Origin of the sequence: uncultured Ruegeria sp., from assembly GCF_947500045.1 — a bacterium.
Classification (GTDB): domain Bacteria; phylum Pseudomonadota; class Alphaproteobacteria; order Rhodobacterales; family Rhodobacteraceae; genus Ruegeria.
Genome location: NZ_CANMQQ010000001.1, coordinates 611887 through 627285 on the forward strand (window position 1 = coordinate 611887; position 15399 = coordinate 627285).

Sequence of the window (15399 nt, forward strand, 5' to 3'; positions counted from 1 at the left end):
ATTCGAGGGCGAATCTATTGGGGGTTTCCCGTAATATTGGCTTTTTTAGGACGAAAATTGAGGGGATTTTGCTTTACCCGGGGTAAATTAGGCCGATTCCGATCGCGCGACCGACAGCCTGCGGAGTGGTCAGTGCATTAAGCTTTTCACGCGATGAACGCAAGTGGACCTCAACCGTGCGGTGCGAAATCGACAGGATATCGCCGATATCCTGTTGGGATTTACCCGCTGCAGCCCATTGCAAAATCTCCAACTCGCGGCTGGACAGGGTGGGGTGATATAGCATCCGGCTGATCGTGTCCGATGTCATCACATTGTCATGGATGTGTACGGCCAGAGATTGCAGATCGCTTATCACATTCGGAACCAGCTTTTTCCACTCATCCCGGCTGCATTCACGTACGGCACTTAGCAGGCCGATATCCCCGTACGGCCCACGAACCGGAATGGTAATGCCCTGATCTGGAATGCCAAAATCATGCGCATCGCGAAAAACACGTTGGAAATCTTTGCCACGTTCAAGGCGGCTCCAATCTACCGGAGCGATGCTGCGCTGGCTCATATGCAGCGTCGGATCAATCAGGTGCAGGCCTTGCTCTTGATAGTGGGCTTTCCAGTCATCGCCATAGGTCACGTGACCATGAATGGTACCCGCAGCCGGGTTCATACCCGCATAGGCCGCGTGGTCCATTTCGTATTTATCACAGACCTGACGCAGGAACTCGTCATACCGAGTATCCTGTTCTGGTAGGGTGCTGAGATCAACAATATCCATGTGGCAACGACCAGCTAGACCCGAGTGAGAGGGCGGATCCCTTTAACCAGGAAAAAAGATACTGCCTTCCCTGACGTCAAGAAAGACACCACATTTCCCATATCATGACAAGAAGCTAGGGGAAATGTCTGCCTTTTAAAGGGAAATGTGCCTTTGATGCACATCTATTTCGTGTCCTCTACGAAGGGTAACATCAGAACAACAGTATCCATCCCGGGGTTCACCGGTTTTTGTGAGTGGTTATGTGCATACTTTACAGGAAAAATGCGCAGTAAAAACGTCTAATTTGTGGCGGAAACCAGACCGGTTTCAACCAGCATACCCCTCGCTTTGGCCTCAGGGTAGTAACCTTTGGCATACAGGAATATTGCGCGCTGTTGATCTCCGTCCGACAAAAGCCATGCACCACGCAGGTATTTGCCAGCAAATTCAAGATTGGTATCAGCGTCCAGCAAACCTTGGGCATTTCCAGTATAGCCCATAGAGCGCGCTGTCGCGGGCAGGATTTGCAGCAAGCCATAGTAAGGACGGTTCACCGCCCAGGGCCGATGTGTGCTTTCGCGTATGGCCAGCTTGTGCACCAATTCGCGCGGCAATTCGTAGTGGTCAGCCCACTTATTGATCGAGGCGCGCAGCTCTGGTGTTTCGTTGGGATAAAGTGGCGGATCAAACGCCTCGCCACGACTTGGCGTATCGGGGCCACCACATGCAGAAAGCGGCGCCACGATCAAAAGGGCCAAAACGGTGCGGCGAAGAAGAGAAGGCATGGGTATACTCCGGGTTTGCAGAGGCCGATGATATGCAATGTCGACCTGACTGCAAGCTCAGGTGCGGCGGCGGGCCAATATCCGCTGTTTTCCGATTGGAAAACGAAAAGGGCCACGCAGATGCGTGGCCCTTCGATTTCAATAGCTGCCACCAGATCAGGCTTTGGCTTCGTCTTCTTCAGCTGGCGCTTCTTCAGAAACCAGTTCTTCGTCTTCAGACGCGGCCGAGCCGATGTCGTCGAACAGTTCGGCAATCTCGAATTCGGCAGCTGCTTCTTCTTCAGCGGCCAGTTCCTGAATCGATTTGCCCGACGCCTGCAATTCGGCTTCTTCTGCCGAACGGGCGACGTTCATCTTGATCTCGGCTTCAACCTCGGGGTGCAGTTTGACCGCGACCGAATGCAGGCCCAGTTCCTTGATCGGAGCGATCAGGATGACCTGTTTCTTGTCGACGGTGAAACCAGCCTCGGTTGCGGCGTCGGCAGCGTCACGCGGGGTGACCGAGCCGTACAGCGCACCAGCATCCGATGCCGAGCGAATCACGATGAACTGTTGTCCGTCCAGCTTTTCGGCCAGTGCAGCGGCCTCGGCTTTGGTTTCCAGGTTGCGCGCTTCAAGCTGCGCTTTCTGAGCCTCAAAAGACGCGATGTTGGCATCCGATGCGCTCAAGGCTTTGCCTTGGGGCAGCAGGAAGTTGCGGGCAAAGCCGGGTTTGACGTCAACGACGTCGCCCATTTGGCCCAGTTTCGCAACGCGTTCCAGAAGGATAACTTGCATATCAGTCTCTCCTTACTTCACAGCGTAGGGCAGCAGGGCGAGGAAGCGGGCGCGCTTGATAGCACGGGCCAGTTCACGCTGCTTTTTCGCCGAAACGGCGGTGATGCGCGAAGGAACGATCTTGCCACGCTCCGAGATGTAGCGCTGCAGCAGACGGGTGTCTTTGTAATCGATCTTCGGCGCGTTGTCGCCCGAGAACGGGCAGACCTTGCGGCGGCGGAAAAATGGTTTTGCGGCCATGGTTTAAGTCCTTTCGTCAGGCGTTGATCAACGGCGCTCGCGGCGGCCTTCGCGCTCATCGCGCTTTTGCATCTGGACCGAGGGGCCCTCGTTGTGCTCGTCGACCTTGATGGTCAGAACGCGCATAACGTCGTCATGCAGGCGCATCAGGCGTTCCATTTCCTGAACGGCGCCAGCGGGGGCGTCGGTCTTCAGGAAGGAATAGTGACCCTTGCGGTTTTTGTTGATTTTGTAAGCCATCGTCTTGACGCCCCAGTACTCGCTGTCGACGACATTGCCGCCGTTGTCAGCCAGAACGGTGCCGAAATGTTCGACAAGGCTTTCCGCCTGCGTGTTGGACAAGTCCTGACGCGCAATCATTACATGCTCATACAGTGGCATGTTCACTCCTGTTTCTATCAAGGCGCATTTCAAAGGCGGGGCCGGTTCGTCCTTCGCGACCCTGCCACGAGAGGCTGCGCGATTCACTATATTGCGAAGGATGGCCCCATATACACGTTTGAGCAGGCTGGGCAAGCCCCGCCACATGTGCCCCGGTGAAGTCGTCCAATTTCCACTGGTGTGCCCAATTCCTGACGCTTTTCGCCCCGAGGTTGTTCATGAAGACCGGAGTACCCGGCAGTTTGGAAAACTTAGACAGGGCAAGACAATGGCCGTCATGAACACAAACACTTTTGAACAATCCGCGCCTCGCGCAGCATTTGACAAATCCGTACCCGTTTTGATCACTTTCGCACCGAACTGGCGCGCACGGATGGTCCTTATGCGTGCAATCGGGGCGTTTCTGATCATATCAGCCTTTTCCATGTGGCTGATGCCGGGTTCTGTCATGGGCGCCGAGGTTTGGCCGATCAAGCTGGTCGCTTCCCTTATGTTCCTGATCGCTGGTGTCAGCCTACTGACTCTTGAGGTCATGGACTCTCGCCCCGATGCTTATTTCGACCCGATCCGTCGCGAGGTTCGCATTCTTCAAAAGAATGAAAATGGCCGCCCGCAAACGGTTCTGCGCCGCAGCTACGACTCGCTGGGTGGCGCGCGATTTGCAGATGATCAGGTTGAGCTGTTCGATGTGGACGGCAGCCTGCTGATGAAGCTGCCGTTGCAATCGGCGGATGTTAGCTCAGCTTTGAAAGGCCAACTCTGCCAAAACGTAACAATTTTCGCCTGATTTCTCTTCTGTTCAAAAAGGAACAGAACTTGTGAATCAAAAAGACTTGTGTGCTGCCCTTGGGCAGCACATTTTTGTTGGTGAGCAACCTGAACGGTTTGCGATTATCAATCATGCGGAGATTGTCATGAAAACCACCCTTCTTGCCGCCGCTCTGGCCGTTTCGGCGACCACAGCTTTTGCAAGCGCTGAAAAATACGTTTTGGATCCCAGCCATAGCCAGGTCATCTTCAGCTATAACCACCTTGGCTTTTCAACCACTACGGGCATGTTCTCGGGTTTTGAGGGCGAGATCATGTTCGATCAGGAAGACCCGGCAGCATCGAGCGTGACTGTTTCGATGCCGGTTATTGAGATGATGACCGGTTGGAAGCCGCGTGAAGATCACTTCATGACCGAGGATTTCTTTGGTGCCGCCGAAGGGGATCTGGTCACTTTCACCTCAACCGCGATCGAAGTGACCGGCGAGAATACAGCCAACATCACCGGTGACTTGACCATGAATGGCGTCACCAAATCAGTGGTTCTGGATGCCAAGCTGAATCAGGTTGGCGAACACCCCATGGCCGGCAAGCCGTGGGCTGGTTTCGACGCGACCACCACCTTGGTGCGCAGCGAATTCGATCTGGGCCAATTTGCCCCGTTCGTTGGCGATGAAGTAGAGATTCAGATTTCGGTTGAGGCACAGAAAGCCGACTAAGCCGACATTGATCGACAATTCAGACCGCCGGAGGAATTTCCCCCGGCGGTTTTTTTATTCTTCGTCACGTTCGGCGGTCAGCTCGATCGAAACAATGACAGAGAAGCCCAGAGAGTCTTCTGTTGGCTGCGATGTCCCGACGTTGAAGTCCAAGCGATTGAGCTCTAGCTGCCCTGACATGGTTGCCGTGTCGTCCTGGAGGTCCAAAGTGAAGGGCAGGACGACATCCATGGCTTGATCTCGTATCGTCAAGGGACCACGCGCTTCATAGCCACTTTCGGTCTTGAACAGATCAGCTTTGAATTGGGCCGTGGGAAACTGCGCACTGTCAAAAAAATCCGCCCCCATCGCCTGATCAGTCACCGTACCAAGACTGAGTGAACCGATGGCAATCGTAACATCTACTGACCCTGCCAGCCCCGCCTCGGTTGGGTCTTCAAACGTAATCGCCGCAGTCCAGTCCTCAAAACTGCCGGTAACAGGGCTGTTCAACTGGGAAATAGTGATCGACAGGGTGCCGCTTTCGACCTCCCATTCTGATTGGACGTCGCTAAGTTCCGCGGTGTCCACGGATGCTTGGGAGTGGTCGTCAAACACGCCGATGGTCCAGCCACCGACAAGCACCGCGCCCCAAATGACCAAAGCGGCCACAGCGGGTACGGCAGAGTGGTGTTGCGCCGGTGGCTCTGGCGCATCAGACTGGCCGGGCAGCATGCGGCGCAATGTGCTATCCTTGTCCACGACATGGTGTTTCATTGCTCCCAGAATGTGCAGCGCCAACGACCCACCCAAAACCAAGATAAACAACCAATGCAGGCTTGCAGTGAGTTCGGCCAGGAATGCCGATTTCGGAACAAAAGGTAAGTTCTGTCCAAACGGCCACAGGATTGGGGCAAAACCTTCGGCCGCGGCGTGGTGGATCCAGCCGCTCAGCGGGACAAGCATGAGCGAACCGTAAAGAAGCCAATGCACGGTTTCGGCGGCAAAGGCCTCGGGCTTGTTGTCAGCATTAAGCAGGCCCGGTTTTTTTTGGGTCAAAGCCCACAAGATACGAGCCAGTGCGACAAAGAAAACAGTGACCCCCACGGTTTTGTGCAAAGAAAACAGCCGGGCCGCGCGGGCGATGTCTTCCTCGGTGGTGGCGATGTTTGGGTCATAGATCGCGTGGGCCAACTCGTTCGCGAACCAACCCAAGGGTAGAGCCGTCAGGATCAGCAGGGCAGTCAACCAGTGAAACGCTTTAGTGACACCGCCATAACTGGAATGGGTGTTCGTCATGGGCATTGGTGGGCTCTCCGCTTGCATAAGTTGGGGCTAGGTTAAATGGATGCCGTGCGGACACAAGGCAGAGAAATGCACAACAATCGTGTCCCAATGCAGAACGCAGGCAATGCTTGTGCCGCGCCGTCAGTCAGTTTACACCCCGCCGAAACCTGACGTCACGCAAGAGGCACTAATGACACGCGCGTTTGTTTTCCCGGGGCAGGGTGCCCAGACCATCGGAATGGGCAAGGCCCTGGCCGAAGCTTACCCAGCAGCCCGCGCCGTTTTCGATGAAGTTGACGAAGCCTTGGGCGAGAAACTGAGCGATCTGATCTGGGAAGGCGATATTGCAGAACTGACCCTGACGCAGAATGCGCAACCAGCGCTGATGGCCACCTCCATGGCCGCAATGCGCGCACTTGACGCTGAAGGGGCTTCGATCTCAATGGCCTCTTATGTCGCCGGGCATTCGTTGGGTGAATACTCGGCTCTGGCCGCCGCCGGAGCTTTGTCGGTTGCAGATACTGCGCGCCTGCTGCGCACGCGGGGGCAGGCCATGCAAAGCGCCGTGCCGGTGGGTGAAGGCGCAATGGCCGCCATTCTGGGGCTTGACCTTGAGGCGGTGCGCGCCGTGGCTGAAGAAGCAGCACAGGGTGAGGTTTGTCAGGCCGCAAACGACAACGATCCGACGCAGGTTGTTGTGTCGGGCGCGAAGGCGGCTGTTGAACGCGCCGCTGAGATAGCCAAGGAAAAAGGTGCGAAACGCGCAATTATGTTGCCTGTAAGTGCTCCATTTCACTGTGCGTTGATGAAACCTGCGGCAGATGTAATGGCAGAGGCTTTGGCCGCTGTTGAAATCAAAGCGCCTGCCGTGCCGCTGGTCGCGAATGTTCGTGCCGAGGCTGTAAACAATCCGGATGTGATCCGTCAGTTGCTGGTTGAGCAGGTGACTGGGGCGGTCCGGTGGCGCGAAAGCGTGCAGTACATGGTTGCGCAGGGCGTGACCGAGGCATGGGAGATCGGCGCGGGCAAAGCTTTGTCGGGTATGATCCGCAAGATTGATCGTGCATTGGCCTGCGCGGCGGTCGGGACACCCGAGGATGTACAAAAAGCCGTTAATCCCGGCGCTTGAATAAAGAAAAGTCGCCGGCCACGGCGGCCAGAGAGGGAACATAGATGTTTGATTTGACAGGTAAGAATGCGCTGATCACTGGTGCTTCGGGTGGCATTGGCGGCGATATCGCCCGTGCACTCTATGATGCTGGTGCTTCGGTTGGCTTATCAGGTACGCGAGTTGAACCGCTGCAGGCGCTGGCTGAAAACCTTGGTGAGCGTGCGCATGTTCTGCCCTGCAATCTAAGCGATTTCGAAGCTGTCGAAGCGCTGCCCAAACAAGCGGCCGAGGTGATGGGTTCGGTTGATATTCTGGTCAACAACGCAGGCATCACGCGCGACAATCTGTTCATGCGCATGTCGGATGAAGAGTGGCAGAGTGTGATCGACGTGAACATGACCGCCACCATGAAACTGTGCAAAGGCGTGATCCGGGGCATGATGAAGGCGCGCTGGGGCCGGATCGTGAATATCTCGTCCGTTGTGGCCGCAATCGGAAACCCGGGTCAGGCGAACTATGCCGCGTCCAAGGCCGGTATGATCGGATTCTCGAAGGCGCTGGCGCATGAAGTTGCAACCCGTGGCATCACCGTGAACGCGGTGGCACCCGGCTTCATTACTACAGCGATGACCGAGAAGCTGACTGATGAGCAAAAGAAAGGTCTGCTGCTCAAGGTTCCTGCAGGCCGCATGGGGGATCCGCACGAGATCGCTGCTGCCGTACTGTATCTTGCAAGCCCCGAAGCAGGTTATGTGACCGGAAGCACCTTGCATGTGAATGGCGGTATGGCCATGTTGTAATCGCAATTCGGGGCGGATGCGAAAGCGTTTGCCTTGCGCGTCGTCTGTGCTATAGGCGGCGCGTATGCGCAGGGGCCGGTCTGAGGATCGGTTCTCTGATTTCCCGGGGACCCGGGACCCAAACCGCCCGGAACGGGCAAAACCAGTCCATCCCGAACGGGCAAGGGCAGAACCGGGCGGACAGCCCTGAAATGAAATGAGGAATAGACATGAGCGACGTCGCAGATCGCGTTAAGAAGATCGTTGTTGAGCACCTGGGTGTTGAAGAGGACAAGGTTGCTGAAAACGCCTCGTTCATCGACGATCTGGGCGCAGACAGCCTGGACACCGTTGAACTGGTAATGGCGTTCGAAGAAGAGTTCGGCATCGAGATTCCGGACGATGCAGCCGAGACCATCCAGACCTTTGGCGACGCGGTCAAGTTCATCAGCGAAGCTTCCTGAGCTTTTCATTCTGAGATATGAGCGGCGCTTCCGGGCAACGGAGGCGCCGTTTTTTTGTGCCTGCCGCAATTCGCGCTTGCCTAAAGGGGGGAAGGGTTCGCACTCTGACGCCTGAGGCAAAAAAAATTGAGCGGGCAAGGGCATGATAAGATCCATCCCGATGATCAATACGGCGCGTCTGACCTTGTGTGCGATGCGACCTGAAGATTTCAATCGGTTCGCCGAGATCTGGCGCGACCCAAATGTCGTCCGCCATATTGGCGGCACTCCTAAAACGCGTGGTGAGGCTTGGGATTCGTTCGTGCGCAATGCCGGGCACTGGCAAATGACTGGGTTCGGCCAGTGGGGCGTAATGCTGCAATCGAATCGTACTTTGATCGGGCAGGCCGGATTCTTCTATGGTAATCGGGCGCTTGGCGAAGACTTTGACAATTTTCCCGAGGCCGGATGGGTTCTGGCTCCCGAAATGCAAGGGCAGGGATATGGGTTGGAGGCCGCGCAGGCTGCACATGATTGGTTCGATCGTGTCATACCCGGTCCGCTGGTTGCCCTGATCGACGCAGATCATACTGTTTCACAGAGCCTTGCCGAGAAGTTGGGGTACAAGTTGCTGCGCGAGGCTGATTACCTCGACACATCGGTACATCTGTTTCGCCGAAACGGACCTCCGGCGCGGGTTTGACGTGCGTCCCCGACAGCGATGCCGCAAACAGGGTTTACTTTGCCGATCCCGGGAAACGATGGGCCGTTCGATGGCGATATGATATCGTGGTATTGCCATTTGAGTGAGCGGAGGAAAAGGCTCATGAGAATTTATCCCACAATGGAACTACAGAAAGGCCGCTGCGTGACGCTGGATAAGGGGCGTCTGGACGAGGCGATGGTCTGGCACGTGAACCCCATTGAGACAGCGCGTAGCTGGTCTGCGGCTGGTGCTGAATGGATGCAGTTGACGGATTTCGATGCCATCGAAGGACGCGACACCAACTCAGATTTGGTCGAAGAGATCATTCGGACAGCTGAGATGCCGGTGCAATTGGCGGGTGGTATGCGAACCCGTGAGAAGGTTGAACACTGGATCAACAAAGGTGCTGGTCGAATCGTAATCGGCACGCTTGCGGCGTGGGATCCGAGCTTGGTCAAGGAACTGGCCAAGCTTTATCCCGACCAGATCGTTTTGGCGGTTGATGTCTGGCAGGGACAGGTGATGACCGAAGGCTGGCGCAGCCAAAGTGCCTTTACCCCGGAGGCATTCATTGAAGCATTCGCTGATACTCCGTTCGCGGCCATTTTGGTCACGGATATCGACAGCGATATGGAAGATGTCGAGGCGCAGCTGGGCCTGATATCTGGTTTGGCCGAAAAATCGCGCACACCGATTATCGCAAGTGGTGTCGTGCGCAGCACGGATGACATCTCGCGTTTGGCCTATATCTCGAACATCTCGGGTGCCATCGTCGGGCGGGCTTTGTTCCGCAAGACAGTCGATCTGTCGGAAGCTTTGGATGTTGCGAAGTCAGCGCACGAACCGGTTGCAGAATTCCAGTAACATCCTGCGCAGCTTATATCCGCCCCTTTCGTATCGACGGATGGGGCGGTTTTTTTGTTTTTCGGCGTATTTTCAACCCAGTCAAAAAGACACGAGAAGCACATACGGCAACATGATGCCTGACCGGTATTTGCCGTTGCTCTTGCCCCCGGACCCCGGGCCGGGGTATGAGCGGTTCTCATAACAGGAAGCAGGCAAGAGGCACTTCATGCGCAGAGTCGTTGTAACCGGTCTTGGATTGGTCACTCCTTTGGCCAGTGGGGTCGAGGAAACATGGTCACGGCTGCTGGACGGAGAATCCGGCGCAGGTCCAATCACGCAATTTGATGCCGAGGCGAGTGGTGTCACCACGACCTATGCCTGCGAAGTACCACGCGGTGACGGGACCGGCGGGACATTCAACCCCGACGATTGGATGCCGCCGAAAGAGCAGCGCAAGATCGAGGATTTCATTCTTTATTCCATCGCCGCTGCCGAGATGGCGTGTAAAGACGCAAACTGGTTGCCCGAGGATGAAGAGGACCGCCTGCGTACAGGTGTTCTAATTGGTTCAGGTATTGGCGGGCTTGGGTCGATTGCCAACACGGCAAACCTGATCCGCGATAAAGGCCCACGCCGTGTCTCGCCCTTCTTTATTCCGGGTGCGTTGATCAATCTGGCGTCTGGTCAGGTGTCGATCCGGCATGGCTTCAAAGGCCCGAACCATTCGGTCGTGACCGCCTGTTCAACTGGTGCGCATGCGATTGGCGATGCAAGCCGTATCATCCGTGCCGGTGACGCTGATGTCATGATCGCTGGGGGCGGCGAAGGCTGCATCTGCGAGATCGGGATTGCTGGGTTTAACGCCTGTAAGGCGTTGTCGACCAAATATGCCGATGATCCGAAGAAGGCGAGCCGCCCCTATGACAGCGACCGTGATGGATTTGTCATGGGTGAAGGCGCTGGCATTGTAGTTCTTGAGGAATACGAACATGCAAAGGCCCGTGGCGCGAAGATCTACGCCGAGGTTCTGGGTTATGGTATGTCAGGCGACGCATATCACATCACCGCGCCGTCCGAGGATGGCGACGGAGCCGAGCGCTCGATGAAAGCCGCGCTGCGAAGCGCTGGGCTGGAGCCAACCGATCTGGATTATATCAACGCGCATGGCACTTCGACCATGGCGGATACGATTGAATTGGGGGCTGTTGAGCGCCTGCTGGGGGATCACGCCAGCAATGCGACCATGTCCTCGACCAAATCAGCGACGGGCCACCTTTTGGGCGCAGCTGGGGCGATTGAGGCGATCTTTTCGATCCTGGCAATCCGCGATCAGGTTGCGCCACCGACAATCAACCTGGACAACCCGGCGGTCGAGACACCCATTGACCTTGCACCGAATGCCAAGTGCGTGCGCGAGATCAACGTGGCCTTGTCGAACTCGTTCGGTTTTGGCGGCACCAATGCCAGTGTGATCTTCGGAAAGGTCAGCTAAATGTGGCGGGCCCTTGCGTCGAATGCACTGACCATTCTGGTGGTTGGTTTGTTCCTGTTGGGCGGCGTCGTCCTTTGGGGGCAGTCGCAATACAAATCTGACGGCCCGCTGGAAACCGCGATTTGCCTGCAGGTGAAACCCGGTTCGAACATGACCCGTGTTAGTCGCGATCTGGAAGATCAGGGTGCGATTAGCAGTGGATTGATCTTCCGGTTGGCAGCCGATTATGCGGACAAGTCTCAGCAGCTGAAAGCGGGTAGTTTCCTCGTGCGTGAAGGTGCGACGATGGAGCAGATCGTTGATGAGATCACCAGCAGCGGTGCAAGCACCTGCGGGACTGAGATCGAGTACCGCATCGGCGTGACCCGGATGCAAACCCGCGTGCGGGAGCTGAACCCGACAACGCTGGACTTTGATGAGGTCGCATCGTTTGTGATCGGCGCGGAAGAAGCGCCTGAAGTCTATGCAGAAAAACGGGGTGAGGCTGATACACGCTATCGGGTTTCTTTGGCTGAGGGGGTTACCAGTTGGCAGGTTGTTGAGTCTCTGAAGGCGATGGATTTGCTGACCGGTGATGTGACCGAGTTGCCCGCCGAAGGGATGCTGGCCCCCGATAGCTATGAGGTCACACCCGGCGAGGATCGGAATTCCATTCTAGCGGATATGCACGAAAAACAGCAGCTTAGGATCAATGCCGCTTGGGAGGGTCGTCAGGAAGGATTGCCCTTGGGCAGCCCTGAAGAGATGTTGATTCTGGCTTCGATCATCGAGAAAGAAACAGGTTTGCCTGAAGAGCGTAGGCAGGTGGCCAGCGTCTTCGTTAACCGTTTGAACCAGGGTATGTTGCTGCAAACAGACCCGACCGTCATCTATGGTATCACCAAGGGCCAAGGGCCTTTGGGGCGTGGATTGCGGCGGAGTGAATTGCGCCGTGCAACGCCTTGGAATACCTATGTGATTGACGGTTTGCCGCCGACGCCGATTGCCAATCCTGGTCTGGCCAGCCTTGAGGCGGCCGTAGCCCCGGAAAACACCGACTTTGTGTTCTTTGTTGCGGACGGAACCGGCGGTCACGCCTTTGCCGAAACGCTGCAAGAGCACAATCGCAACGTCGCAAAGTGGCGCGAGATCGAGGCCGAGCGAAACTCAGGAAACTGATCAGATCTTTCGTGTTGTACAGCGCAAAAACAGCGTTTTGTCTGACTTGTACAACTTCGATTTAGGTGAATCGAAAAAAGGCCCGGTCATTTGACCGGGCCTTTTTAACTCACGCAGCTTTGGCGCGGCGCGGGCGACGACGCTTCTGGCCACTCGGTTTGGGCCCGCCCCAGCTCTGAGGCTTTGGACCGCGACGGTTGTTGTTCTGACGACGTGCGGGTTTCTTGGGTGCCACTGCCTCGGGCATCGTGCCGCTGGCGACTGGAATCTCGATCTTCATCAGCTTCTGGATTTGGCGCAGCAGATCGACCTCTTCCGCTGAACAGAAGGCGATCGCTTCACCCTCGCGACCCGCGCGCGCTGTGCGTCCGATGCGGTGGACATAGTTGTCAGGTACTTCGGGCAGGTCGTAGTTGATCACGTAGGCGACACCGGGGATATCGATGCCGCGCGCCGCTACATCTGTGGCGACCAGAACATTGATCTCACCTGCTCGGAACGCCTTGATCGCGCGATCACGCTGGCCCTGGCTTTTGTTGCCATGGATGGAGGCGGCGTTGAACCCGTCTGCGACGAGGCCCTTCATCAGTTTCTCGGCCCCGTGCTTGGTGCGGGAAAAGACCAACGTGAGGGCATCCATATCTGCCGAGAGGATCTCACGCAACTTGGCGGGTTTGGCAGGCTTTTCAACGAAATGGATCGATTGGGTGATCTTGTCCGCTGCTTTGCCGGGAGGCGAGACTTGTACGCGTTGCGGGTTGGTCAGGTAGGCGCGGCTAAGCTCTTCCATCTGTTTTGGCATAGTGGCCGAGAACAGCATGGTCTGGCGCGGTGTGCCCAGTTCGGGTGCTATGCGGCGCAAGGCGTGGATAAAGCCCATGTCGAGCATCTGGTCGGCTTCGTCCAACACCAGATGCTTGACTGAACTCAGGTCAACTGCACGGCGATCCATAAGGTCGATCAGGCGACCGGGAGTGGCGACGAGAATGTCGGTGCCACGTGACAGGAACATGATCTGCTTGTTGATCGATTGGCCGCCAACCACGGTGGCGACGCGCAGCTTGGTGCCCTTGGTCAGGTTGCGCAGGCTGTCGGCGATCTGGTTGACCAGTTCGCGGGTGGGCGCAAGAATCAACGACTTGGCCATCTTTGGCGCAGGCTTGCCGGGCTGTGCCAGCAGATGGTCAATCAGCGGCAGGCCAAAGGCCAGCGTCTTGCCGGTTCCGGTCTGCGCCAGGCCGAGGATATCGTGCCCGTTCAGGGCCAGCGGGATCGCCTGGTTCTGGATTGGTGTAGGTTGGGTGAATTTTGCGCGTTTCAGCGCATCGTTCAGCTCGGGCGCGAGGCCCAGCATGTCGAAGTCGAACAAATAATATTCCTTTACAGCCAATGGCATAAGGCCAAAGGCAAGTCGTGACAGGCCGCATCTGCGACCGGCAGGGGTTGTGCGACACCTCGGGAAGCGCAGGCGGTTCCTGCATCATCTGGTCGTCGCGTCAAGAACCCTGCGTGAATGGGGAACTATGGGAAGGTTGGGCGCCGTCGGGCCGATTGAGGCCCGCCAATGCTCACGCTTTGGCGCTTTGTGTTCCGGGAAATGGGGGTAACCGCAAGCTTTGTCAAGTTTTTACTTGGCAGATACTATTAAACAAAAACCAATCGGCACTTCGGTCACTGTCGAATTGTCGTGTCTGGCGAGATTTAATGATTGGCGATAGGTTGCGGTATGGCGATTGAACCAAGACTGGATATCGTTGGGGCGGCGCTTGCCGATCCCAGCCGATCACGCATCTTGTGCGAATTGATGGATGGGCGTGCGTTCACCAACAAGGAACTGGCCTGTGCCGCAGGTATTACGCCGCAAACCGCAACTGCACATTTGAAGCAACTGGAACAGGCGGGACTGACGTCTTCGGTGCGGAGTGGGCGGCATGTTTATCACCGTATTCGAAACGAAGATGTGGCCAGCACACTTGAATGTCTGTCTCTCCTGTCGCCAACTGATCATCTTAACCGGGCTGGTAATTCCCAAAAGGATACGCGATTGGTGCGGAGTTGTTACAATCACATTGCAGGACAGTTGGGTGTGATGATGACGAAAGCTCTGGCCGAGCGACATGTTCTGAACATCCAGAATGATACAGTTACTCGGGGCTCGGAATACGAGGCTTTTCTGACCGATTTCGGCCTGAGAGGGATGATTTCGGAGTCAGATAGACCTGTTGCAAAGCTCTGCCTGGATTGGACAGAGCGGCGGCATCATATCTCGGGTCCTTTTGCGATCGCGCTTATGCAGAAGTGTTTGGACACTGGATGGTTGGTTCGAAGAACTGGAAGCCGTGCGCTTACCATCACGCCATCAGGTTATAACGCTTTCGAGCGCTGGTTCGACCTGTTCCCAGAGGATGTTTACCCTGTCAAAACAGGTTAATGGTTCGGTCGAGAACGAAGCGTCCTTTTCCCGTAGTGCCGTGTTTTCAGTCTAGAAAAGACCTGAAAGGCGGACCAAACCATGGCACCAACAGAATATGAGAATGACCGGTTCAAAACCGAAACCGGGGTACGTGTGATCGTGCAGGTACCTGAGACCCATGTCCAAAAGATCATGGACGCGATACTGGCAGAGGACGCCTTAACATACGGCGATTACGATAGCGTCACCTACCAGACGGCATTGGGACAACAGCAATTCCGTTCAACAGGGCGAGGGCGCAACGCCTCGACTCCCAGTGCGGTCAAAGTACCCTGTGTAGAGGTGTCATTCTTTTTATCGGGTGATGCGTCAAACACGACAAAAGTGCTTAAGACCATTTATGAAACTCATCCCTACGAGGAACCGGTAATCCTTGTAGGTCAGTGTTTGCGAACGCTCCATATTCGTGGGCTGGATGAGGATAATCCCAACAGGTTCTGGAATGGTGACGCAGAAGAATGGGTTCCCGAGGCGCACCAACCGAAGTCAGGAAGGATGACTCGGTAATAGTTGAAGTTGGTTCCTGAAGCGCGCAATCCGGCGTTGTTGGAGGCTTGGTGCATTATACAGATTCGGTGAATAGTGGTGGTTTGCGAGTTATCGAATTATGAATTGATAGGACGGTCGCCGTTGCGTTCGTGTTGCGCAACTCATTGACTTTGCGAACTTAATCTCGTATGAATTATGTCATGCTAGAA

18 protein-coding genes are annotated in these 15399 nt (G+C 56.0%); 11 read left to right on the forward strand and 7 right to left on the reverse strand.

What is annotated here, in order from left to right:
* Positions 1-73 precede the first annotated feature (73 nt).
* The 5 genes from Q1B46_RS03135 to rpsF form a co-directional block, all read right to left on the reverse strand.
* The gene (locus Q1B46_RS03135; RefSeq protein ID WP_299944608.1) at positions 74-775 is read right to left on the reverse strand and encodes a LuxR family transcriptional regulator; all 702 of its coding nucleotides are present in this window, start codon (positions 773-775) and stop codon (positions 74-76) included.
* 281 nt (positions 776-1056) lie between these two features.
* The gene (locus Q1B46_RS03140; protein ID WP_299944610.1) at positions 1057-1542 is read right to left on the reverse strand and encodes a lytic transglycosylase domain-containing protein; all 486 of its coding nucleotides are present in this window, start codon (positions 1540-1542) and stop codon (positions 1057-1059) included.
* Between the two features lie 156 nt (positions 1543-1698).
* Positions 1699-2319: a 50S ribosomal protein L9 gene (gene rplI / locus Q1B46_RS03145; protein ID WP_299659882.1), complete on the reverse strand. Its 621-nt coding sequence runs from the start codon at positions 2317-2319 to the stop codon at positions 1699-1701.
* 12 nt (positions 2320-2331) lie between these two features.
* Positions 2332-2559 (reverse strand): 30S ribosomal protein S18, encoded by a 228-nt coding sequence (rpsR, locus tag Q1B46_RS03150; RefSeq protein ID WP_005982441.1) that lies wholly within the window; start codon positions 2557-2559, stop codon positions 2332-2334.
* A 27-nt stretch (positions 2560-2586) separates the two neighbouring features.
* Positions 2587-2940, reverse strand: coding sequence for a 30S ribosomal protein S6 (gene rpsF, locus Q1B46_RS03155; protein ID WP_120632819.1), 354 nt, complete (start codon positions 2938-2940; stop codon positions 2587-2589).
* Between the two features lie 268 nt (positions 2941-3208).
* Between rpsF and Q1B46_RS03160 the strand changes: the two genes are divergently transcribed.
* Together Q1B46_RS03160 and Q1B46_RS03165 are read left to right on the forward strand one after the other, a co-directional pair.
* Positions 3209-3727 carry a hypothetical protein gene (locus Q1B46_RS03160; RefSeq protein ID WP_299944612.1) on the forward strand — a complete coding sequence of 173 codons (519 nt, stop codon included), beginning with the start codon at positions 3209-3211 and terminating at the stop codon, positions 3725-3727.
* Between the two features lie 127 nt (positions 3728-3854).
* A complete protein-coding gene (locus tag Q1B46_RS03165; RefSeq protein ID WP_299659892.1) occupies positions 3855-4427 on the forward strand; it encodes a YceI family protein in 573 nt (190 codons plus the stop codon).
* Positions 4428-4481: 54 nt separating this feature from the next.
* Here the strand turns inward: Q1B46_RS03165 and Q1B46_RS03170 are convergent, their stop codons facing one another.
* A complete protein-coding gene (locus tag Q1B46_RS03170; RefSeq protein ID WP_299944614.1) occupies positions 4482-5711 on the reverse strand; it encodes a cytochrome b/b6 domain-containing protein in 1230 nt (409 codons plus the stop codon).
* Positions 5712-5883: 172 nt separating this feature from the next.
* On the opposite strand from Q1B46_RS03170, the gene fabD reads away from it, so the two are divergent.
* From fabD to mltG, 7 genes are all read left to right on the forward strand, one after another.
* A complete protein-coding gene (gene fabD, locus Q1B46_RS03175) occupies positions 5884-6822 on the forward strand; it encodes an ACP S-malonyltransferase (protein ID WP_299944616.1) in 939 nt (312 codons plus the stop codon).
* 44 nt (positions 6823-6866) lie between these two features.
* The gene (fabG, locus tag Q1B46_RS03180; protein ID WP_299944618.1) at positions 6867-7604 is read left to right on the forward strand and encodes a 3-oxoacyl-[acyl-carrier-protein] reductase; all 738 of its coding nucleotides are present in this window, start codon (positions 6867-6869) and stop codon (positions 7602-7604) included.
* A gap of 209 nt (positions 7605-7813) precedes the next feature.
* Positions 7814-8047 (forward strand): acyl carrier protein, encoded by a 234-nt coding sequence (locus tag Q1B46_RS03185; RefSeq protein ID WP_008756330.1) that lies wholly within the window; start codon positions 7814-7816, stop codon positions 8045-8047.
* Positions 8048-8189: 142 nt separating this feature from the next.
* Entirely contained in the window at positions 8190-8729 is a 540-nt protein-coding gene (locus Q1B46_RS03190; RefSeq protein WP_299944620.1) for a GNAT family N-acetyltransferase, read from the forward strand.
* A 123-nt stretch (positions 8730-8852) separates the two neighbouring features.
* Positions 8853-9596, forward strand: a complete 744-nt coding sequence (locus Q1B46_RS03195) for a 1-(5-phosphoribosyl)-5-[(5-phosphoribosylamino)methylideneamino] imidazole-4-carboxamide isomerase (protein WP_299944622.1) — start codon at positions 8853-8855, stop codon at positions 9594-9596.
* 208 nt (positions 9597-9804) lie between these two features.
* Positions 9805-11070 carry a beta-ketoacyl-ACP synthase II gene (fabF, locus tag Q1B46_RS03200; RefSeq protein ID WP_299944624.1) on the forward strand — a complete coding sequence of 422 codons (1266 nt, stop codon included), beginning with the start codon at positions 9805-9807 and terminating at the stop codon, positions 11068-11070.
* Positions 11071-12228 (forward strand): endolytic transglycosylase MltG, encoded by a 1158-nt coding sequence (gene mltG, locus Q1B46_RS03205; RefSeq protein ID WP_299944626.1) that lies wholly within the window; start codon positions 11071-11073, stop codon positions 12226-12228.
* A gap of 109 nt (positions 12229-12337) precedes the next feature.
* Here the strand turns inward: mltG and Q1B46_RS03210 are convergent, their stop codons facing one another.
* Complete coding sequence (locus tag Q1B46_RS03210; protein ID WP_299659908.1) at positions 12338-13597, reverse strand: DEAD/DEAH box helicase; 1260 nt, start codon at positions 13595-13597, stop codon at positions 12338-12340.
* 357 nt (positions 13598-13954) lie between these two features.
* Here Q1B46_RS03210 and Q1B46_RS03215 point away from each other — a divergent pair, with 357 nt between their 5' ends.
* Complete coding sequence (locus Q1B46_RS03215) at positions 13955-14659, forward strand: metalloregulator ArsR/SmtB family transcription factor (RefSeq protein ID WP_299944628.1); 705 nt, start codon at positions 13955-13957, stop codon at positions 14657-14659.
* An 81-nt stretch (positions 14660-14740) separates the two neighbouring features.
* Positions 14741-15208, forward strand: coding sequence for a hypothetical protein (locus Q1B46_RS03220; protein WP_299944630.1), 468 nt, complete (start codon positions 14741-14743; stop codon positions 15206-15208).
* The last annotated feature ends 191 nt before the right edge of the window (positions 15209-15399 follow it).